Annotated in this window: 22 protein-coding genes; 15 read left to right on the top strand and 7 right to left on the bottom strand. The window is 68.5% G+C overall.

The window, feature by feature from the left end:
- Positions 1-3: 3 nt before the first annotated feature.
- The 4 genes from ACX40P_RS12615 to ACX40P_RS12600 all read left to right on the top strand — a co-directional run bounded on the left by ACX40P_RS12615 (position 4) and on the right by ACX40P_RS12600 (position 2,387).
- The gene (locus tag ACX40P_RS12615) at positions 4-828 is read left to right on the top strand and encodes a VOC family protein (RefSeq protein WP_459126709.1); all 825 of its coding nucleotides are present in this window, start codon (positions 4-6) and stop codon (positions 826-828) included.
- The gene (locus tag ACX40P_RS12610; protein WP_459126708.1) at positions 825-1,316 is read left to right on the top strand and encodes a VOC family protein; all 492 of its coding nucleotides are present in this window, start codon (positions 825-827) and stop codon (positions 1,314-1,316) included. Before ACX40P_RS12615 ends, ACX40P_RS12610 begins: the two co-directional genes overlap by 4 nt.
- The gene (locus tag ACX40P_RS12605; RefSeq protein ID WP_459126707.1) at positions 1,313-1,771 is read left to right on the top strand and encodes an SRPBCC family protein; all 459 of its coding nucleotides are present in this window, start codon (positions 1,313-1,315) and stop codon (positions 1,769-1,771) included. Before ACX40P_RS12610 ends, ACX40P_RS12605 begins: the two co-directional genes overlap by 4 nt.
- Positions 1,772-1,871: 100 nt before the next feature.
- On the top strand, positions 1,872-2,387 hold the full coding sequence (locus ACX40P_RS12600; RefSeq protein ID WP_459126706.1) for a YciE/YciF ferroxidase family protein: 516 nt from the start codon (positions 1,872-1,874) through the stop codon (positions 2,385-2,387).
- A gap of 39 nt (positions 2,388-2,426) precedes the next feature.
- Here the strand turns inward: ACX40P_RS12600 and ACX40P_RS12595 are convergent, their stop codons facing one another.
- Both ACX40P_RS12595 and ACX40P_RS12590 read right to left on the bottom strand, forming a co-directional pair.
- On the bottom strand, positions 2,427-3,458 hold the full coding sequence (locus tag ACX40P_RS12595; protein ID WP_459126705.1) for a glycoside hydrolase family 43 protein: 1,032 nt from the start codon (positions 3,456-3,458) through the stop codon (positions 2,427-2,429).
- Between the two features lie 47 nt (positions 3,459-3,505).
- Entirely contained in the window at positions 3,506-4,120 is a 615-nt protein-coding gene (locus ACX40P_RS12590; RefSeq protein WP_459126704.1) for a J domain-containing protein, read from the bottom strand.
- Positions 4,121-4,157: 37 nt separating this feature from the next.
- Between ACX40P_RS12590 and ACX40P_RS12585 the strand changes: the two genes are divergently transcribed.
- The 4 genes from ACX40P_RS12585 to ACX40P_RS12570 are packed head-to-tail and all read left to right on the top strand — an operon-like array spanning position 4,158 to position 6,950.
- Positions 4,158-4,442: a BolA family protein gene (locus ACX40P_RS12585; protein WP_459126703.1), complete on the top strand. Its 285-nt coding sequence runs from the start codon at positions 4,158-4,160 to the stop codon at positions 4,440-4,442.
- 5 nt (positions 4,443-4,447) lie between these two features.
- Complete coding sequence (locus ACX40P_RS12580; protein WP_459126702.1) at positions 4,448-5,155, top strand: glutathione S-transferase; 708 nt, start codon at positions 4,448-4,450, stop codon at positions 5,153-5,155.
- A complete protein-coding gene (locus ACX40P_RS12575) occupies positions 5,152-6,051 on the top strand; it encodes a pirin family protein (protein ID WP_459126701.1) in 900 nt (299 codons plus the stop codon). Before ACX40P_RS12580 ends, ACX40P_RS12575 begins: the two co-directional genes overlap by 4 nt.
- An 11-nt stretch (positions 6,052-6,062) precedes the next feature.
- The gene (locus ACX40P_RS12570; protein WP_459126918.1) at positions 6,063-6,950 is read left to right on the top strand and encodes an alpha/beta fold hydrolase; all 888 of its coding nucleotides are present in this window, start codon (positions 6,063-6,065) and stop codon (positions 6,948-6,950) included.
- A 109-nt stretch (positions 6,951-7,059) separates the two neighbouring features.
- On the opposite strand, the gene ACX40P_RS12565 is transcribed toward ACX40P_RS12570, so the two are convergent.
- The gene (locus ACX40P_RS12565) at positions 7,060-8,130 is read right to left on the bottom strand and encodes a DUF2332 domain-containing protein (protein WP_459126700.1); all 1,071 of its coding nucleotides are present in this window, start codon (positions 8,128-8,130) and stop codon (positions 7,060-7,062) included.
- A gap of 53 nt (positions 8,131-8,183) precedes the next feature.
- Here ACX40P_RS12565 and hisG point away from each other — a divergent pair, with 53 nt between their 5' ends.
- From hisG to ACX40P_RS12530, 7 genes are all read left to right on the top strand, one after another.
- Complete coding sequence (gene hisG, locus ACX40P_RS12560) at positions 8,184-8,942, top strand: ATP phosphoribosyltransferase (RefSeq protein ID WP_459126699.1); 759 nt, start codon at positions 8,184-8,186, stop codon at positions 8,940-8,942.
- Entirely contained in the window at positions 8,939-10,234 is a 1,296-nt protein-coding gene (gene hisD / locus ACX40P_RS12555; protein ID WP_459126698.1) for a histidinol dehydrogenase, read from the top strand. The genes hisG and hisD overlap by 4 nt, the downstream gene beginning before the upstream one ends.
- Positions 10,235-10,394: 160 nt before the next feature.
- Positions 10,395-10,865: a transcription antitermination factor NusB gene (gene nusB, locus ACX40P_RS12550; RefSeq protein ID WP_459126697.1), complete on the top strand. Its 471-nt coding sequence runs from the start codon at positions 10,395-10,397 to the stop codon at positions 10,863-10,865.
- A gap of 44 nt (positions 10,866-10,909) precedes the next feature.
- Positions 10,910-12,763, top strand: coding sequence for a cobaltochelatase subunit CobT (gene cobT / locus ACX40P_RS12545; protein ID WP_459126696.1), 1,854 nt, complete (start codon positions 10,910-10,912; stop codon positions 12,761-12,763).
- A complete protein-coding gene (locus ACX40P_RS12540; protein WP_459126695.1) occupies positions 12,760-13,035 on the top strand; it encodes a ribbon-helix-helix domain-containing protein in 276 nt (91 codons plus the stop codon). Before cobT ends, ACX40P_RS12540 begins: the two co-directional genes overlap by 4 nt.
- A gap of 54 nt (positions 13,036-13,089) precedes the next feature.
- The gene (locus tag ACX40P_RS12535; protein WP_459126694.1) at positions 13,090-15,519 is read left to right on the top strand and encodes a TonB-dependent receptor; all 2,430 of its coding nucleotides are present in this window, start codon (positions 13,090-13,092) and stop codon (positions 15,517-15,519) included.
- 85 nt (positions 15,520-15,604) lie between these two features.
- The gene (locus ACX40P_RS12530) at positions 15,605-16,288 is read left to right on the top strand and encodes a Fe2+-dependent dioxygenase (protein ID WP_459126693.1); all 684 of its coding nucleotides are present in this window, start codon (positions 15,605-15,607) and stop codon (positions 16,286-16,288) included.
- A 280-nt stretch (positions 16,289-16,568) separates the two neighbouring features.
- Here the strand turns inward: ACX40P_RS12530 and ACX40P_RS12525 are convergent, their stop codons facing one another.
- The 4 genes from ACX40P_RS12525 to ACX40P_RS12510 all read right to left on the bottom strand — a co-directional run bounded on the left by ACX40P_RS12525 (position 16,569) and on the right by ACX40P_RS12510 (position 19,543).
- Complete coding sequence (locus ACX40P_RS12525) at positions 16,569-17,474, bottom strand: FAD:protein FMN transferase (protein WP_459126692.1); 906 nt, start codon at positions 17,472-17,474, stop codon at positions 16,569-16,571.
- Between the two features lie 86 nt (positions 17,475-17,560).
- The gene (locus ACX40P_RS12520) at positions 17,561-18,373 is read right to left on the bottom strand and encodes a DUF4198 domain-containing protein (protein ID WP_459126691.1); all 813 of its coding nucleotides are present in this window, start codon (positions 18,371-18,373) and stop codon (positions 17,561-17,563) included.
- 13 nt (positions 18,374-18,386) lie between these two features.
- On the bottom strand, positions 18,387-18,890 hold the full coding sequence (locus ACX40P_RS12515; protein WP_459126690.1) for a DUF2271 domain-containing protein: 504 nt from the start codon (positions 18,888-18,890) through the stop codon (positions 18,387-18,389).
- 23 nt (positions 18,891-18,913) lie between these two features.
- Positions 18,914-19,543, bottom strand: a complete 630-nt coding sequence (locus ACX40P_RS12510) for a PepSY-associated TM helix domain-containing protein (protein ID WP_459126689.1) — start codon at positions 19,541-19,543, stop codon at positions 18,914-18,916.
- Positions 19,544-19,703: the final 160 nt, after the last annotated feature.

The following is a 19,703-nucleotide window of genomic DNA, read 5'->3' as shown; positions in this document are numbered from 1 at the left end:
ATCATGGCCGATCCGATGGGCACGCCGATCTGGTTCGAACTGAGCACGGCCGAACCCGACGCAGCGCAGAATTTCCTCGAACGGGTCGTCGGCTGGCGCTTCGCCACCTCCCCCCTGCCCGAACATGGCGGGTATCGCATGGGCGGGCCGGGCGAGCATGACGCGGTCGCCGGGCTGATGGACGGCGGATCGACCGCGGGCGGCTTGCCCGGCTGGTCGATCTATCTCGCCGCCGACGATGTCGATGCCGCGGCGGCGCGGGTTAACGAGTTGGGCGGCACGGTGCACTTCGGGCCGGCGGACATTCCGCAGGTCGGGCGTTTCGCGGTGGTGGCGGACCCGCAGGGCGTGATCTTCACGCTGATGCGCGGCGACAGCCCCGAGGACAGCCGCGCCTTCGTGCAGGCGGCGGACGGATCGGTAGAGGGACGCGGCGTGTGGATCGAGCTGGCGACGCCCGATCCCGATGGCGCCTTCGCCTTCTACGGCGCGCTGTTCGGCTGGACGAAGGCGGGGGCGATGCCGATGGGACCGATGGGCGATTATGCCTTCATCGGCGCGGCCGGGCCGACGCCCGACTGTCCCGATGCGCAGGCGACCGGGCCGGGCGCGATCATGTCGAGTAGCCTGACGAACGCACCGGCGCGGTGGAACTGGTACGTGCACGTGCCCGATATTGACGTGGCAGTCGCCGCGGCGAAGGATGCCGGCGGCACGTTGTTTCAGGAACCGATGCAGATCCCAGGCGGCGAATATTCGGCCAACATCGCCGACGCGCAGGGCCATCAGCTAGGCCTCGTCGGTCCGCGCAAGGGAGCAGCATTGTGACGAACGGCAAGCTGGTGACCTGTCTGTGGTTCGATCGCGGGCAGGCGCGTGCGGCGGCGGAATTTTATGCCGCGACCTTTCCCGACAGCCATGTCGGTCAAGGCGCAGCGGCGCCGTCCGACAATCCCGGCACGCAGGCGGGGGAGGAGATCACCGTCGAGTTCACGGTGCTCGGCCAGCGCTTCGTTGGGCTGAACGGCGGGCCGGACTTCGTGCCCAATGAGTCGGTCAGCTTCCAGATCCTGACCGAGGATCAGGCGGAAACCGACCGCTACTGGAACGCGATCGTCGGCAACGGCGGGCGGGAGAGCGAATGCGGCTGGTGCAAGGATCGCTGGGGCTTTTCCTGGCAGATCACGCCACGCACGCTGATCGAGGCGCTGAACGCCGGCGGCGACGAGGCGAAGCGCGCCTTCGACGCGATGCTGACTATGTCGAAGATCGACGTGGCGCGGATCGAGGCGGCACGGCGTGGAGACGCGGCATGAGCGCGTCGTTCGAACTGCGCATCGACCGCGTTATCGACGCGCCGCGTGAGGTCGTGTGGCGGGCTTGGACGCAACATCAGGACGAGTGGTTCTGCCCGCGCCCGTGGAGATCGGAAACTCTGGTGCAGGAACTGCGCCCCGGTGGCCGTTCGGTCATCGTCATGCGCGGGCCCGATGGCGAGGAGAACCGGATCGAGGGCGTGTTTCTCGACGTGGTCGAGGGCGAGCGTATCGTCTCCACCGATGCGTTCACCGGTGACTGGGTGCCGGCGGGGCCGTTCATGGTCCGCATCGACAGCTTCGCTGACGAGGGCGACGGCACGCGCTACACCGCGATCGCGCGCCACTGGACGCGCGAAGCGATGGAAGGGCATCAGGCGATGGGGTTCGAGGCGGGCTGGAACGCCGCGACGGACCAACTGGTCGCGGTCGCGCGTCGGCTGTCGGTCGATTGACATAGGTTGTCGAGATTCCTGGCGGCCTAACTCGATCCCGGTGCGTTGGAGAAGGACATGCGCCACGTGGCGTGTCTCCCGAAACGCAGAGGAATTCGACATGGGCCTGTTCTCCAAGGACATCGAGACGCTCGACGACCTGTTCCTGCACCAGTTGCAGGACGTCTATTATGCCGAGAACCAGATCACCAAGGCGCTGCCGAAGATGGTCGAGAAGGCCACCTCGCCCGAACTGAAGGCCGGGTTCGAGACGCACCTGACCGAAACCGAAGGCCAGATCCGCCGGCTGGAGCAGGTGTTCGACCTGCTGGGAGAAAAGCCGAAGGCGGTGACCTGCCCCGCGATCGACGGCATCATCAAGGAAGCCAATGAGGTCGCCGGAGAGATCGCCGACAAGGCAGTGCTCGACGCCGCGCTGATCGCCAGCGCGCAGGCGGTCGAGCATTACGAGATCACACGCTACGGCACGCTGATCGCGTGGGCCGACCAGCTGGGCCGTGGTGAGGCCGCCGCGATCCTGCAGCTGACGCTGGACGAAGAGATTGCGACGGATGGCAAGCTGACCGTGCTCGCCACGTCCAAGGTCAATGCGAAGGCCGAAAAGGCCACTGCCTGAATTAAATTCCGCCCCTTCCCGAACGGGAGGGGGCGGGCCTTACCGCACGTCGCGCGCCTCGCCGTCGAGCTCGGTCGCCTCGCGCACCACCGTCACCGTGTCGCCGTCGTCGCGCATCTCGTAGAGCTTGCCGCGTGCATTCTTGAACGGGCGATGGAGCATCATCATCAACTGCCCGTCGAAGCGGCGGAAGAGCATGCCATGGCCGCTGTCGGCGCGGACCAGTGGCGGCAGATGTTCCCACGGCCCGGCAAGTCCGCCAGACCGTGACCGGGCGATGCCCTGCACATAGCCGTTCCGATCGTAGCTGGACCACAGCATCACCAACGTGCCGGTGCGCGTGCGGTAGAGTTGCGGACCGTCGGTCACGTAGGTCGTCGTGCCGTCGGGCTGCGGCGATCCGCTCGCCCACGGCGCATCGGTCGCGCGGAACAAGGTGCGCGAGGGGCCGCTCGCTTTCAGGGCGTTGTCGAGCGGCCGTGCTTCCATCGTGCCGGCGCCGACCTGAAGCCACTCGTGCGCATAGACCAGCCACGGCTTGCCGGCGGGATCGACATACAGCGTGCCGTCAAGCGTCATGCGGTCGGCCTCGGCGACCGGTGCCCCCTGCCGTACCAGCGTGAACGGCCCGTTCAGCCGATCCGCGACCGCCAGCACGGTGGCGCGGCGATAGGACGGGCGACCGTGCGTGGCGGGCAGCGCCGCCTTTTCGTTGTGGAAGGTCGCGAAGAGATACCAGCGGCCCCGCCAGCGATGCACCTCCGGCGCCCACGCACCGCCGTTCGCCCATGTGCCGGGCGGTAGCGCGAAGACGACGCGCGGGCGGGTCCAGGTCTTCAGGTCACGGCTGATGTAGGCCATGATGCCGATGCGCGCGTCGCCGGTCATGCGGCGTTCGTTGCGGGTGAACAGCCAGTAGGTGCCGCTCGCCCGGTCCGCGACGATGAAGGGATCGTGCAGCGGCATGTCGGGCAGTCGCAACGCCGCCGGACGGGCGGGTGGCGCCACCGACTGGCCGGCGCTTGCGGGAAGGCTGAACGCGGCGAGGAGCAGCGGCAGGAACGATCTCATCCCACCAGCCTATCGCGGGCCGCGGGTTTTGTCAGACCTGTTTCGCGTCAAGCGAAGGCCGGCGCGCTCTTCAGATGCTGATACGCCTCGACCACCGCCTGCAACGCGCTTTCGTGGCGCCGATCGCCGCCGTTGCGGTCCGGATGGAATTTGCGGACCAGTTCCGAATAGCGGACGCGCAGCGCGCGGCGATCGGCATCGGGCGGCAGGTCGAGCAGCTTCAGCGCGCGGCGATCCTTGGTCGTCAGCGGCTTGCCGTCGGCGCGGCCCTTGGCCTCCGCCATCTTCTCGCGGAAGCGCGCGCCGATCGCGTCAAGCGGATCGGCGAAGTCGGACCAGGGCGGCGGCCGGTCCGCGCCGTTGGCGGCGAACGCACGGGTTTCCCGCTCCCAGCCGGCATAGGGGCGCTGGGCGGCAGTGATCTCCTCCGTGCTCATACCGGAGAAGAAATTGTAGCCGGCGTTGAACGCGCGGACGTGGTCCAGGCACAGCCAGCGGAACGATCCCGGCCCCTCGCTGCTGGCGCGCGTGCCGCCGGGGTCGGGGGCGCGGAACTCGCCCGGCTCGGCGCAGCCGGGATGCGCGCATGGCCGTCCGTCCGCCTCCACCCGGCCGTGGAAGCGTGCATTCGGTCTTTCCTTCTGGGGTTCGCCCCGCGCCACTCGACACCCTCGCGTGAAAGCGGCCTATATAGGGGCGATGACAGACCTCGCCACCGCTCCGCTCGACCAGATCATTGCCGCCCGCCTGACCGACGCGCTCGCCCCGTCGCATCTGGTGGTCAACAACGACAGCCATCAGCACGCCGGCCACATGGGCGACGACGGCACCGGCGAGACGCATTTCTCGGTCGAGATCGAAAGCGCGCGCTTCGCCGGACTGAACCGCGTGGCGTGTCAGCGGTTGGTGAACCATGCGCTCGCCGATCTGCTGGCGACGCGCATCCATGCGCTGGCGATCCGCGCCCGATCGCCCGGAGACTGACGTCGATGGCTTACAACCTCTGGTACTGGCCCAGCATTCAGGGTCGTGGCGAGTTCGTGCGGCTCGCGCTGGAGGCGGCGGGCATCGACTATCGCGATTGCGCTCGGGGTGGCGGCGAAGATGCGCTGATCGCCGATATGAAACGCTATGGTGGCCGAGCACCGTTCGCGCCGCCGTATCTCGAGATCGACGGACTGGTGATCGCGCAGGTCGCCAACATCCTCGCCTATCTCGGTAGCCAGCACGACCTCGCGCCGTCGAACATGGCGGATCGGTATTGGCTCAACCAGTTGCAGCTGACGATCGCGGATGTCGTCGCCGAGGTTCACAACGTCCATCATCCCGTTGCGATGATGGACTATTACGACGACCAGAAGGCGGAAGCCGCGCGCGCGGCGGCGCAGTTCCGCGAGCAGCGTCTGCCGAAGTTTCTCGGCTATTTCGAGACCGCGGTGGCGTGCAATCCGGGCGACTGGCTGATCGATCACCGCTGGACCTATGTCGATACCTCGCTGTTCCAGCTTGTCGAGGGGCTGCGCTACATGTTCCCGCAGCGGATGGGGCGACTCGAGCGCGACTATCCGGGCGTCATCCGCATCCGCGATCAGGTCGCCGAACTGCCCGGCATCCGCGCCTATCTGAAGAGCGAGCGCCGGCTGCCCTTCAACACCGATGGCATCTTTCGCCACTATCCCGAACTGGACGCCGCATGACGCACGACGACCTCATCGAACAGATACTGACGCCGGTCACGCATGACCTTGGCGGGTTCAAGGTGCATCGCACGCTGCCGGCGAAGGCACGGACGATGGTGGGGCCGTTCCTGTTCTTCGACCAGATGGGGCCGGCGATCCTCGATGCCGGCACGGGCATCGACGTGCGGCCGCACCCGCACATCAATCTGGCGACGGTCACCTATCTGTTCGGCGGCGCGATCGACCATCGCGATTCGCTGGGGACGCAGGCGCGGATCGAGCCGGGGGCGGTCAACCTGATGACCGCGGGCCACGGTATCGTCCATTCCGAACGCTCGCCAGGCGACGAGCGCGCGAAGGGGCCGGAGTTGTCGGGCATCCAGACCTGGATCGCGCTGCCCGAGGCGGTGGAGGAGATCGACCCCGCCTTCCAGCATGTCACCAGGGCCGAGTTGCCGGTGATCGAGGACGGCTGTGCCAAGGCCCGGATCATCATGGGGTCGCTGTGGGGCCGCACCGCGCCGACGACGACCTATGCCGGCACCATCTATGCCGACATCGTGCTGGCGCCGGGCGGCAGCATCCCGATCGACGCGGACGCCGACGAACGCGCGCTCTACCTGTGTGATGGCGAGGCGAGCGTCGAGGGTGTCGCGCTCGACCGGACCAACCTCTACGTCCTGCGCCCCGGTATCGCCGCGACCCTGCGATCGGAGCGGGGCGGGCGGGTGATGCTGTGCGGCGGCGAGGCGATGACGCCGCGCCACGTGTGGTGGAACTTCGTGTCGTCCAGCCGCGAGCGCATCAACGAGGCGAAACGCGCGTGGAAGGCGGGCGAATTCCCGAAGGTGCCGGGCGACGACAAGGAATGGATCCCGATCCCCGAGGTGCCGAAGACGGTGAGCTATCCGTGATGGAGACGATGATGGGCGACTATGATCTGCAATCGGTGCCGCTGGCGACGGGCATGACGCTGACCGTCGCGGTGGCGGGCGATCCTTCCGCGCCGCCGATCATCCTGCTGCACGGCTTTCCCGAATCGCACCGGACTTGGCGGGGTGTGATCCCCGACCTCGCCCGCGATCATTTCGTGCTGGCGCCGGACCAGCGCGGCTTCGCGGGATCCTCGAAGCCGGACGGGGTCGAGAATTACACGCCCGACAAGCCGGTCGCCGACCTGCTGGCGCTGGCGGACCATTTCGGGATCGATCGCTTCACGCTGGTCGGTCACGATTGGGGCGGGGCGATCGCGTGGATGGCGGCGCTGCAGAATCCGACCCGCATCGAACGGCTGGTGATCGTCAACGCGCCGCATCCGTTCGTCTTCCAGAAATCGCTGATCGAGGATGCGCAGCAGCGCGCCGCCAGCCAGTATATCCGCGCGTTCCGCACACCCGGCATCGAGGATCAGGTCTCCGCCATGGGGATGGAGGCGTTCTTCGACACGACGTTCGCGCGCCATGCCGATGTGGCGGAACTGGAGCCGGGCGAACGCGAGCGCTATATCGCCGACTGGTCGCAGCCCGGCGCGCTGACCGCGATGCTGAACTGGTATCGCGCGAGCGCGGTGCAGGTGCCGGGACCGGAGGACGAGGTGGAGCGCCCGGCCTTCCTCGACGCGCCGTTCCCGCCGGTGACGCAGCCGACGCTGGTGATCTGGGGCCTGCGCGACGTTGCGCTGTTGCCGATCCAGCTCGAGGGGCTCGACGCGCTGGTGCCCGACCTGACGGTGACGAAGGTCGATGCCGGGCATTTCGTGCCGTGGGAGAATGCGCCGGCGGTGGTTGAGGCTATGCGGGCTTGGGGGATTTGAACGGCACGGCGGCTATGCTCCTTTCCGTTCGGCCTGAGCGAAGTCGAAGGCCTGCTCTCCGCCAAGTGCTTCGACTTCGCTCAGCACGAACGGTGGTAGGGTGTGGCCTTTACTCCGGCGCGACGCCGCGCATCACATAGTCCGTGGTGGCAAAGGGCGCTGCCAGACCCTCCACCCACGCGCCATGCGCATGCGTCAGCGCGACGAGCTGCATCGGCACATCGCTTGGCCAGCCGCGCACGCGAACCTCATGCCGGTGGGCGTCGCGATTGGGCTCCATCATCACCCAACCGAGCGGGCGGTCGGGGGTGGCGCGGGCGCCGGCGGTGTGAATCGCGGTGCGGATGCGCTCCTGTCGCTCCGGCCCCAGATATTGCCAGACGACTGAATGGAGCAGCACGCGGGTGACGCCGGCCGGCTGCGGCTCGGCCAGTCGCGCCTCGACCCAGTCGGCGGCGTCGCCGCGATCCAGGCGGACGCCGTGTTCGCGCACCATCGCGATCGCCTTCGCCAGCCGCTCGACGCGCTCTATGGCATCGATCCAGACATAAGCCTGGAGACGCTCGGCCGCTGCCGGGTCGGTGAGGTCGACCGGTGAGACATCGACGCCGCGGATCGATTCGATCCGGATCGGCGACGGAGGCGGAGGCGGTCCGCGCCAGTCCGGACGGATCGTCAGGGCGGGATCGTCCGGCCCGACCCGCACCCCGCCCAAATCGAAGGCGTAGCGATCCATCAGCAGGTTTATCCCCGCGCTCGACCCGACCTCCAGAACCTCGAAACGCGGGCCATAGCGCTCTGCCAGATGCAGCAGGCCGGTCATCAGTCCGGCCGATCGCCCCGCCTCGTTGGTCTGCGGCGGCCCGGCGAGCCATGGCAGCAGCGCCGCATCGTTCGCTGCCAGCGCAGCGCGCGCCCTTGCGACCGTTACCTCACCGTCGAACAGGTCGGTGAGCGCGCGGGAGCGATAGGCCGCATGCAGCCCGCCCACCAGCCGCAGCGCCAGCGCGTCCGCGACCGGCTCGCCCGGCCAGTCGAGCACCGCCCGCCCGGTCGCGGTCGTGCGATCGAGTGCGTCGGCCAGCGCCTCGCAGATCGCCGCTGTCACCGGTGCCGCCATCGCGCGACAATAGCCCGCCTGGATGCGGAACGCCTGCCGGTTGTCGTCTTCGCTCGCCATATGTGCCACCGAGATTGCGCGCGTAGGGGCGCGCAAGTAAAGCCCGGCGCGACATGGCCGATCCGATCATCATCGCAGTGCCGAAGGGCCGCATCCTGTCCGAGGCGCTGCCGCTGCTGGCGCGGGTCGGGATCGAGCCGGAAGCGGCATTTATGGACGAGGACAGCCGCGCGCTGCGCTTCTCCACCAATCGCACGGACATCGACCTGATCCGCGTGCGCGCGTTCGACGTGGCGACCTTCGTCGCGCACGGCGCCGCGCATCTCGGCATCGTCGGATCGGACGTGCTGATGGAGTTCGCCTATTCCGAACTCTATGCGCCCGTCGATCTCGGCATCGGCCATTGCCGCCTGTCGGTGGCGGAGCCCGCGGCGATGGCGGCGAAGGACGATCCGCGCGGGTGGAGCCACGTCCGCATCGCCACCAAATATCCGCACGTCACCCGCACCCATTTCGAGGCGCGCGGCGTCGGTGCGGAATGCGTCAAGCTGAACGGTGCGATGGAACTGGCGCCCGTGCTGGGCTTGGCGCCGCGCATCGTCGATCTGGTGTCGTCCGGGCGGACGCTGAAGGAGAATGGCCTGGTCGAGGTGGAGGTTATCACGCAGGTGACCTCACGCCTGATCGTCAACCGCGCGGCGTTCAAGACGCGCGCGCAGGTGGTGCCGCTGGTCGATGCGTTCCGGCGGGCGGTCGAGCAAACTCTCCCCTCCCTGGACAAGGGAGGGGTCGGGGGTGGGTCGGTCGATGGGTTTACGCCGATAGCTACCCACCCCCAGCCCCTCCCTTCCAGGGAGGGGAGCGCCGCATGATCCGCCTCTCGACGACCGAACCCGGCTTCGCCGCCGCCTTCGACGCCTTGGTCGGTGCGCGGCGGGAGGCGGATGCCGATGTCGCCCGCGACGTGCGGACCATCGTCGCCGCAGTGCGCGACGAGGGCGATGCGGCGGTCGCCGCCTATACGAAGCGGTTCGATGGGCATGACTTGAACGACACCGGTTGGCGGATCGAGAAGGCGGCGTGCCTTGCCGCCTATCAGGCGCTGACGGACGAACTGCGCGCGGCGCTGGACCTCGCGGCGACGCGCATCGCCGCCTATCATGCCAAGCAGATCCCCGAGGATCGCGACGAGACCGATGCGGCGGGCGTCCGGCTGGGCGCGCGGTGGCGGGCGGTGGACGCGGCGGGCGTCTATGTGCCGGGCGGTCGCGCGGCCTATCCCTCTTCGGTGCTGATGAACGCGCTGCCCGCAAAGGCGGCCGGGGTCGGCCGGCTGGTGATGGTGACGCCGACGCCCAACGGCGGGATCAATCCGCTGGTCCTCGCCGCCGCGCATGTCGCCGGCGTGGACGAGATCTGGCGGATCGGCGGCGCGCAGGCGATTGCCGCGCTCGCCTACGGCACCGGGCGGGTCGCGGCGGTCGATGTGGTCACCGGTCCCGGCAATGCCTGGGTCGCGGAGGCCAAGCGTCAGCTCTACGGCGTCGTCGGCATCGACATGGTCGCGGGTCCGAGCGAGATCGTCGTGGTCGCGGACGGCACCAACGATCCCGAATGGATCGCCGCCGACCTGCTGAGCCAGTCCGAGCATGACCCGACCAGCCAGTCGATCCTGCTGACCGACGATGCCGCTTTCGCGGATCGTGTGGCGGCGGCGGTGGATATGCAGATCGGCACGCTGGCGACGCGCGACGTGGCGCGGGCGGCATGGGACGCGAACGGCGCGATCATCCTGACGAGCGACCTCGACGAAACCATCCCGCTGGTCAACGCGCTGGCGCCCGAGCATCTCGAAATCGCCTGCGACGCCGATGTGGCCGAGGCGTTGTTCGACCGGGTGCGCCATGCCGGGTCGGTCTTCCTCGGCCGGCATACGCCGGAGGCGGTGGGCGATTACGTCGCCGGGCCGAACCACGTCCTGCCGACCGGGCGGCGGGCGCGCTTCTCGTCGGGACTGTCCGTGCTCGACTTCATGAAGCGCACCAGCTTCCTCGCCTGCGACGAGGCCGCGCTGGCGGCAATCGGGCCGGCGGCGGTGGCGCTGGCGGATGCCGAGGGGCTGCCCGCACATGCGCGGTCGGTGGCGCTGCGGCTGGGGCAGTAGGCGTCGACATATGCGTACCGTGCTCCCGCGAAGGCGGGAGCCCAGAGCCGCTAACGCTGCATGTCGTAACACTGGGCTCCCGCCTTCGCGGGAGCACCCGAATAGGTTTGCCGGCCGCGACATGGACGTTTCCCCGCCGCGCGGTTAGGGGTTGCGCACCATGACCGCCAAAGCCAATTCCCGCACCCGCGCGCGATCCACCGCGCGCGCCGCCGCCCGCCTTGCTGCGGTGCAGGCGCTGTACCAGCACGATATGGAGGGGACGCCGGTCGTCACGCTGCTGCACGAATTTCACACCCACCGGCTGGGCGCGACGATCGAGGATGTCGAATATGCCGACGCCGACGTCGAGTTCTTCGACGACATCGTCACCGGCGCAACGACGCGCGCGGAGGAGATCGACCGGCGTATCTCCGAAAAGCTGAGCGGCAGCTGGAGCCTCGATCGCATTGACCGCCCGATGCGCGGCATCCTGCGCGCGGGCACCTATGAGCTGATCGCCCGCCCTGACGTGCCGGCGGGCGCGGTCATCAGCGAATATCTGGATGTGGCCGACGCCTTCTACGAAAAGCGCGAGAAGGGCTTCGTCAACGGCCTGCTCGATGCGATCGCGAAGGACGTGCGGAACTGATCCGCGCCGTTGTGCGCAGTCCGCTCGCGTCCTAGGTGGACGGCATGGCGCAGGATACACCGCTCGATCGTTTCAAATCCGTCCTCGGCGGCACCGCGCGGGTGCTGTCGTCGCGCGACGACGTCGAACTCGCTTTCACCGCCGATGCGCCGAGCCAGGCCGGGCGCCACCTGAAGGTGCCGATGCCCGCGCGTACGCTGCCGGCGGATCAGGTGGCGGAGGCGCGGGGGTTCGCGGACAGTTTTGCCCTGCGCCTGAAGCATCACGATTCGACGCTCCACGCCCGCGCCGCGCCGGGCGAGGCGGTGGCGCGCGCGGTGTTCGATGCGGTGGAGACGGCGCGGATCGAGGCGCTGGGGTCGCGCGGGTTTGCCGGGATTGCAGGCAACCTCGACCAGGCGCTGGCGCTGCGCATGAAGTCCGATCCGATCGCACGGGCGCGCTCCGCCGACGAGGTGCCGCTGTCGAGCGCGATCGGCCTGTTGGTGCGCGAGCGGCTGAGCGGGCGGCAGGCGCCGGCGACCGCGGCGACCGGTCTGGCGCTGGTGCGCGACTGGATCGAGGAGAAGGGCGGCGCCGATCTCGACGCGCTGGCGGTTGCGATCGACGACCAGCGCGCGTTCCAGAAGCTGACGGTGCGGCTGCTCGAGGATCTCGAACTGGTCGAGGGCGAGGTGCAGCCCGACGAGGCGGACGAGGGCGGCGACGAGGACGAGGGGAACGACGAGCAGGAGCAGGACGAGGGCGAGGAGGAGGACGGCGACGACGGCGCCGACGCCGCTGACGGCCAAGTCGATGCGCGCGGCGAAAGCGGCGAGAGCGAGGGCGACGAGGGCGAGGACAACGATCAGGGCGAAGACCCGCTCGACGACATGGACGGCGAGCCGGACGAGGGCGGCGACGATGGCATGATGCCGGTGCGGCCCAACCGGCCGCTGTCCGACATGCCGCCGCAGTTCGACTACAAGCCCTACACGACCAAGTTCGACGAGGTGATCGCCGCGACCGAGCTGTGCGACGAGGAGGAGCTGGACCGGCTGCGCGCCTATCTGGACCAGCAGCTCGTCCATCTTCAGGGTGTCGTCACGAAGCTGGCCAACCGGTTGCAGCGGCGGCTGATGGCGCAGCAGTCGCGGTCGTGGGACTTCGATCAGGAAGAGGGCATCCTCGATGCCGCGCGGCTGGCGCGCGTCATCGTCAACCCGATGTTGTCGCTGAGCTACAAGGTCGAGCGCGATACCGAGTTCAAAGATACGGTCGTCACGATCCTGATCGACAATTCGGGGTCGATGCGCGGGCGGCCGATCGGCATCGCCGCCATCAGCGCCGATATCCTTGCGCGCACGCTGGAGCGGGTCGGCGTAAAGGTCGAGGTGCTGGGCTTCACCACACGCGCGTGGAAGGGCGGGCAGGCGCGCGAGACGTGGCTGGTCGCGGGCCGCCCGCCGCAGCCCGGGCGGCTGAACGACATCCGGCACATCGTCTACAAACAGGCCGACGAGCCGTGGCGTCGGGCGAAACGCGCGCTCGGGCTGATGATGCGCGAGGGGTTGCTGAAGGAGAATATCGACGGTGAGGCGCTGCTGTGGGCGCACGGCCGGCTGATCGCGCGCGCGGAGGATCGCCGCATCCTGATGGTGATTTCCGACGGTGCGCCGGTCGATGATTCGACGCTGAGCGTGAACAGCGGCAGCTATCTGGAGCGGCACCTCCGCCAGGTGATCGGGTGGATCGAGACGCGATCCCCGGTCGAGCTGGTCGCGATCGGCATCGGTCACGACGTGACCCGCTACTACCAGCGCGCCGTCACGATCATGGATGTCGACCAGCTGGCCGGCACGATGATCGAGCAGCTCGCCGGGCTGTTCGACGATCCGCCCGCGGGCCGGCGCGGATGATCGCGGCGCCGCCCGGCGGCTTCGTCGGGCCGGTGAAGCGATCGATCACGATCGCCGGGCACCAGACCTCGATCAGCCTAGAGCCGGTGTTCTGGACGGCGCTGGAGAGGCATGCCCGCGATCGGACAATCCCGTTAAGCGCGCTCGTTGCGCGCATCGATGCGGTGCGGATCGACGCCGAAGACCCGCCCAACCTCGCGAGTGCGATCCGCAGCTGGCTGATGATTGCGGCGATACAGATCGACGGCAGAGATGATAATTACTCGCAATAGCCTTGACGGTGCGAGCGACTCTCAATAGCAGCACCCCCAAGCAAGGGGGAAGTCATGAGCCGTTCCATCGTTTCGTCCACATCGTCGTTCATCGCGCTGTCGTGCGTCGGGTTCATCGCGACCGCGCCGGCTGCGGCCGCCGACGGGTCCAAGGTCAAGCCGGCCGCTGTCGCCGTGGTCGCCGACCCGCAGACGCAGGCGCAGGAGCATGACCGCCGCGACATCATCGTGACCGGCGAGCGCGACGCGGAACTGGAATCGCCCAAGGCGACCGCACCGCTGCTCGACACGCCGCAGACGATCACCGTCATCAGCGACCAGACGTTGCGCAAGCAGAACCTGCTGACGCTTCGCGACGCGTTGCAGACCATTCCCGGTATCACCTTCGGCGCGGGCGAAGGCGGCGGCGGCTATGGCGACTCGATCAACCTGCGCGGCTATTCGGCCAACAACGACATCACCGTCGACGGCCTGCGCGACAGTGCGCAGTACAGCCGCACGGATCCGTTCAACCTGCAGCAGATCGAGGTCTACAACGGCGCCAACTCCGTGCAGAATGGTGCGGGGTCGCTGGGCGGGACGATCAACCTGGTGTCGAAGGTGCCGCAGCCGCGCGACCTGACCGTGCTGCAGGCCGGCATCGGCACCGACAATTACTACCGCGCGACGATCGACGCGAACAAACGGGTCAGCGACCTGGTCGCGGTGCGGCTGAATGCGATGTACCACCGCAACGACGTGCCGGGCCGCGATGTCGAGAAGTTCAAGCGCTGGGGCGTCGCGCCGTCCGTCACGATCGGGATCGACGGCCCCACCAGCCTGACGTTCAGCTATCTGCACCAGCGGGACGATAATATTCCGGCGTACGGCATCCCCTATTATGCGGTCGCCGGCGGCGTGCCGCAGGGGATCGATACCCGCGACTATTTCGGCATCGAGAACCTCGACCGGCAGGAATCGACCGTCGACCGGCTGACCGCGACGTTCCATCATGATTTCGGCGGGGGCGTATCGCTGCGCAACCTCACCCGCTGGCAGCGCGTGATCCAGGATTCGCACACCAGCGCGCCGCAGGGCACGATCTGCCTCGCGAGCGGCCAGACGCCGCTGGGCGTCGCCTGTCCGACCGGATCGAACACGCCCGGCACCTTCTATCCGAGTGGCCCGCGTGGGTACGTGCGCGACCAGATGAACGACCTGCTGACCAATCAGACCGACCTGCGCGTCGTGTCGGGCGAGAAGGGCGGTATCCGCAATACGCTGGCCGTGGGTGTGTTCGGCGCGCTCGAGGATTATGAGCTCGCCACCGGCCAGCTGCTGCGTAATCCGGGCGGCGCGCTGCCCAATCCGGTGCTGCCGCCGATCTCGCTCAGCAATCCGAACACCGTCTATACGGGTCCGATCAACTACGTGCTGGTGGGCAAGTCGTACGGCGATACCGACAATCTGGCGGCCTATGCGTTCGACACGCTGGAATTGGGCGCGCACTTCGAACTGTCGGGCGGCGTCCGCTACGAGCGCGTCCGCACCCGATTCCGCGCCGATACCTTCACCACTCCGGCGACCGGCGGCGTCTATGCGCGCGGCCCCGTACAGGACAGTGACGAGAAGTTGTTCTCCTACCGCGTCGGTGCGGTGTTCAAACCGACCAAGGCGACCAGCCTCTATATCGCGCACGCAACCACCGCGACGCCGGGGTCGGCCACGGTGCGCGCCGGGTGCGGCACGCTTATCGTGGCACCGGGCGGGTCGCTCGACCCGTGCAACGTGCCGCCGGAAAAGGGTCGCAACTGGGAGGTGGGTGCCAAGGCCGATCTGATCGGCGGCCGTCTGCAGCTGACCGCGGCGGCGTTCCGCAACGAGCGCACCAATTTCCGCGTCGCCACCAACGACCCGATCGTCACGACGCTGCCGGTGCTCGACGGGCGCAGCCGCGTCGACGGCATCGCATTGGGCGCGACCGGCAACATCACGCGGGCGTGGTCGATCTTTGCCAACTACACCTATCTCGACAGCACGATCCGCCAGGGCGTGTCGGACTATTGCCTCGCCAATCCGGGACCGCGCGGCACCGGCAGCGCCGCGACGAACCCATGCGGCAATTCGGCGGCGAACCCCGATCCGTTGGCTGGTCAGAAGCTGACGAACACGCCCAAGCATTCGGGCAGCCTGTTCACCAGCTATACGCTGCCGTTCGGTCTGCAGTTCGGCTACGGCCTGACCCATCAGGGCAAGTTCGCGCTGAACAACGCGGCGCTGGCGACCCCGCTGGTGCCGTCCGCGATCCTGACGACGGTGGCGGAATCGCTCAGCTACACCACGCACCGCGCGTTCGTGTCGTACGAGATCGGCAACGGCCTGACCGCGCAGGTCAACGTGCAGAACTTCACCAACGAGAAATACTATACCGGCATCCGCAACAATGGCTGGGCGGTGCCGGGCGAGGCGCGCTCGGTGGTGGCAAACCTGTTCTACAGCTTCTGAGCCAAAGGGGCGGGCGGATGGATCTGTGCGTATTCGTAAGGTCCATCCGCCTTGTAACTCGGCGCGTCCGGCATAGGGTGGCGCGATGATGCTGCCCATAACCGACGTGCTGGATGCCGCGACGCTGGCGCGGGTCCGCGCGCTAATCGACGCGGCCGACTGGGTCGATGGCAATGCCACGTCGGGGGCGCAGTCGGCGCTCGCTAAGCGCAACCGGCAGTTGCCTGAAGCCAGCGAGGCTGCCCGCGCGGCGGGGGGCGTGGTGCTCGATGCGCTCGGTCGTACGCCGCTGTTCGTCGCCGCCGCGCTGCCGCTCAAGGTGTATCCGCCGCTCTTCAACCGCTACGAGGGCGGGGAAGCGTTCGGTGCGCATGTCGACAACGCCATCCGCATGCAGCGCGGCACCGATTTCCGCATCAGGTCTGACCTGTCGTGCACGATCTTCCTGACCGACCCCGACAGCTACGACGGCGGTGAACTGGTGATCGAGGCGCCGGCGGGCGAGCAGCGCATTAAGCTGTCGGCGGGAAGCGCGATCCTTTACCCGGCCTCCAGCGTCCACCGGGTGGAGCCGGTGACGCGCGGCGTGCGCATCGGGTGCTTCTTCTGGCTGCAATCGATGGTGCGATCGACGGAGGACCGTGCGATCTTGTTCGACCTCGACCGCGCGGTGCAGCGGGTTGGGAGCGAGCTGGGGCAGGGCAGCCGGGCGGCGGTGGAGCTGACCGGGGTGTATCATAACCTGCTACGGCGGTGGGCGGAGGCTTGAGGGCGTATCGACCTTTAGCCCAGACGGGCCTGCAAAGCGCGGTTCTGCTGCGCGTCGGTGCTCACGTACCTGAAGTACGCTGCGCTCCGATGCTGGCAGAACCATCCTTTTCGGCTCCGCCTGAACTGAATGTCGATACGCCCTAGGCCCTTCATCCCTCCCTCGAAGGGAGGGGCTTAGGTGGGTCGGTATGTGGCGCGTGTGCCGTTTCCTCGAGGGCCACCCACTCCTGACCCCTCCCTTCCAGGGAGGGGAATGCGAATGGCCCGATCTCCCGCGCCTACTCCAGCATCCCCGCCAACACCGGCGACAGCGTCTCCACGCCGTCCCCGGTCACGAACCGCGCCGCCAGTCCCTCGCGTTCCGCCAGTGCCAGTCCTTCGCCCACGCCCAGCACGGTCAGCGCGGTCGCCCAGGCGTCGGCGGCCATGCAGTCGCCCGCCACGACGCTGACGGACACGACGTCGCTGTCGACCGGCCGTCCGGTTCGTGGGTCGATGGTGTGGCCGAGACGGCGGCCGTCGACCGTCAGATAGCGGCGATAGTCGCCGGAGGTCGCGATGGCGACTTCGTGTGCGGCGATGCGTAGCGGGGGGAGGGGAAGGCCGGGCGGCGCCTCCAGATCGACCCACCATGGCTGACCGTCGGGCTGGATGCCGGCGCCGACGATCTCGCCGCCGATCTCGACCAGGAAGTCGTGGACGCCGTGGCCGCGGCAGGTGACAGCGAGCGCGTCGACGGCGCGCCCCTTGCCGATGCCCGACAGGTCGAGTGTCACATCGCGCGTACGGCGGGCGCGGTCGTCGTCACGCTCGATCGCGTCCCAGCCGCTGCGGGCAAGCGCGCCCCCGATCGCGACGATGTCGGGCGGGATCGCCACCGGACCCGAGGGACCGAAGCCCCAGATGTCGGCGAGCGCACCGCCGGCCGCATCGAAGGCGCCTCCGCTAGCGCGATGCACCGCATCCGCCGCTTCCAGCGTTTCGGCTAGCATCGGCGGCAGCTGCTGCCATGCGGAGAGCGGCGATCGGTTGAAGCGGGAAAGCGCGGAGTCCGGTGCCCAGTGGCTGAGCGCCGCGATCGCCTCCGACAGCGTCGCCAGCAGCGCTGCTTCCAGGTCGGGGTGCGGGGCGACGACCTGCGCCGACCAGTTCGTCCCCATCGTCGCGCCGTCGAACCGGCGCACGCGCGCGCCGGCCGCGCGCCGGTGGAACGCGGCTTCGTCGACGGGCGGGAGCGCGATCCGCGCGCCCGCCGCCGTCGTGTGCGTCGTCAGCCGAGCACCTCGAGCGTGGTGGTGTAGCTCATGCGCTTCTCGCCGTTCGGGATGGTCGAGCTCTTGCCGGTGGCGGTCGTGTTCAGCCAGTACATCCCGGCGCCCGGCCACTTCACCGTCACCTGACCCTTGGCATCGGTTTTAAGCGTCATCTCGCCGACCTGCTCGCGATAGCGCGATCCGCCGGGGACGACGGTGACGGTCAGGCCGGCGGCGGGCTTGCCGTCGATCAGGAAGCCGAAGGTTGCGGCTTCGCCTGCGCTCAGGTCGTTGGGGTGGGTGACGGGGGCGAATTCCAGGCCCTGACCGGTCGGCTTCAGCACGGTCGTCGTCGGTGCGCCGGAGGTCACGAACACTTCGTTGCGGCTGCTGTTCTCGCCCAGCTTCACCTCGGTCGCGCCGGCGGGGACGGCGGTCGCCAGCTGCGCGGCGGTGGTGCCGCGGGGCAGGCGCTCCTGCTTGCCGTTCAGCATATAGCTGCCCATCACGCCGCTGTTGACCAGTGCCAGCTTCCACGTGCCGGGCTTGTCGACCTGCACGTCGAAGGTCGAGCGATACTTGCCGATCGCGAAGTTCTGGACCTTGCCCGTCGTGCCGTCGGGCGCGACGACCTGAGGCTCGGCGCGCAGCGGCTGGTGATCGGGGTAGAACAGGTCGTTGGACGCAGCTGCGTCGAAGGTGACCCAGCTGTCGGCGCCGGAGACGACGGTGGTGGACGGCAGCATCCACAGGCGGTGGGCGGACACGCCGGCGGGGATGGCGAGCGCGCCCAGCGCGGCGGCGGCGAGGATGATCGGACGGATGCGCATATCGGGGGGCTCCTTAGCGGACGATGAGAGTTGCGGCGCCGAGCTCGGTCTTGCCGGCGGCGGTGGCGCGGACGGGCTTGCCGGCCCAGGCGAAGGGCAGGCGGATGACCTCGCGCCCACCGACCTCGCGCGCGGCCTCGATCACCAGCGTGTACTGACCGGGCGTGAGCTTGCCGGCGGGGACGACCAGCTTGTGGGTGCCCGGCGGGCGGGTCGCGCCCGAGACTCCGTTGGCCGGCAGCGTCAGCGCGCGGCCCGAGGCGCGCCACCACGTGCGCAGATCGGTCAGCCACTTCTTGCCGCCGTTCTCGCGATTGTCGAGATCGTACCAGACCGCGACGGTGCGCGCCGGGGCGCCGGACGCCTCCAACCAGGCGGCGACATAGGGGGCGTGATATTCGGCAACGCTCATGCGCGGGATGGCGAGCGTGAGGTCGAGCGTCTGCGCGGCGGCGGGAGACGTCGCCGCGGCGGCGAGCGGCAGGCCTGTCAGGATGATGCGATACGTGATCGACATGGGTGGTTTCCCTTGGGTGATAGTCAGACGTGGATGAAGACGATGGCGAGCACCACCGGAATGGCGAGGCCGGAGATGACGAGCGGCCACGTCGATGGCCGCCGCCGCGAGTGCAGCCACAGCAGGACGAGGCCCGTCAGCGAGAAGACGAGGCATGCGGCGGCGAAGACGTCGATGAACCACTTCCACACAGGTCCGGAATTGCGCCCCTTGTGCAGGTCGTTGAGGTACGCGATCCAGCCGCGGTCGGTGACCTCGCTGGTGACCGCTCCGCTCGCTCGGTCGATCGCGATCCAGCCGTCGCCGCCGGGGCGGGGCAGCGGCAGGTAGATCTCGTCGGTGGACCATTCCGCCTCGCCGCGCGCCTCGGTCGGGTAGCGGTCGCGGATGTAGGCGGCGACCGGATCGGGGAGGGGCTTCTTCGCGTCGGCGGCGCCGTCCGGTGCGATGCTGCGGGCGAGGGCGGGGGGGAGCTGCGCGGGCGCGGTGCTGGTGACCGGCGTGCCGCCGATCTCTCCCGCGTGGTTGAGCGTAAAGCCCGTGACAGTGAACAGCAGCAGGCCGATCAGGCTGATCGCCGAGCTGATCCAGTGCCAGCTATGCAATTGTTTCAGCCAGAACGCCTTGCGGCCCGGCTTTGCCCGTGCGCTCATCGAACCTTGCGTCCACCCCAGTGTCGAAGAGCCGATAACGAGAATTATTCGCAAGAGCAAGCGATCGCGAAGGCGAATAGCGAGGCTATTCGCCGGCTCGGCGCGATCGCCGGCCGGCGGGGCACAGCCCCGACCGACGACGCGGCTTCGCCGCGGCGCC

The sequence above is a fragment of the Sphingomonas sp. RS2018 genome (genome assembly GCF_054489605.1).
The sequence above is the reverse complement of the archived record's forward strand: the minus strand, read 5'-3'. Positions and strand labels throughout refer to the sequence as shown.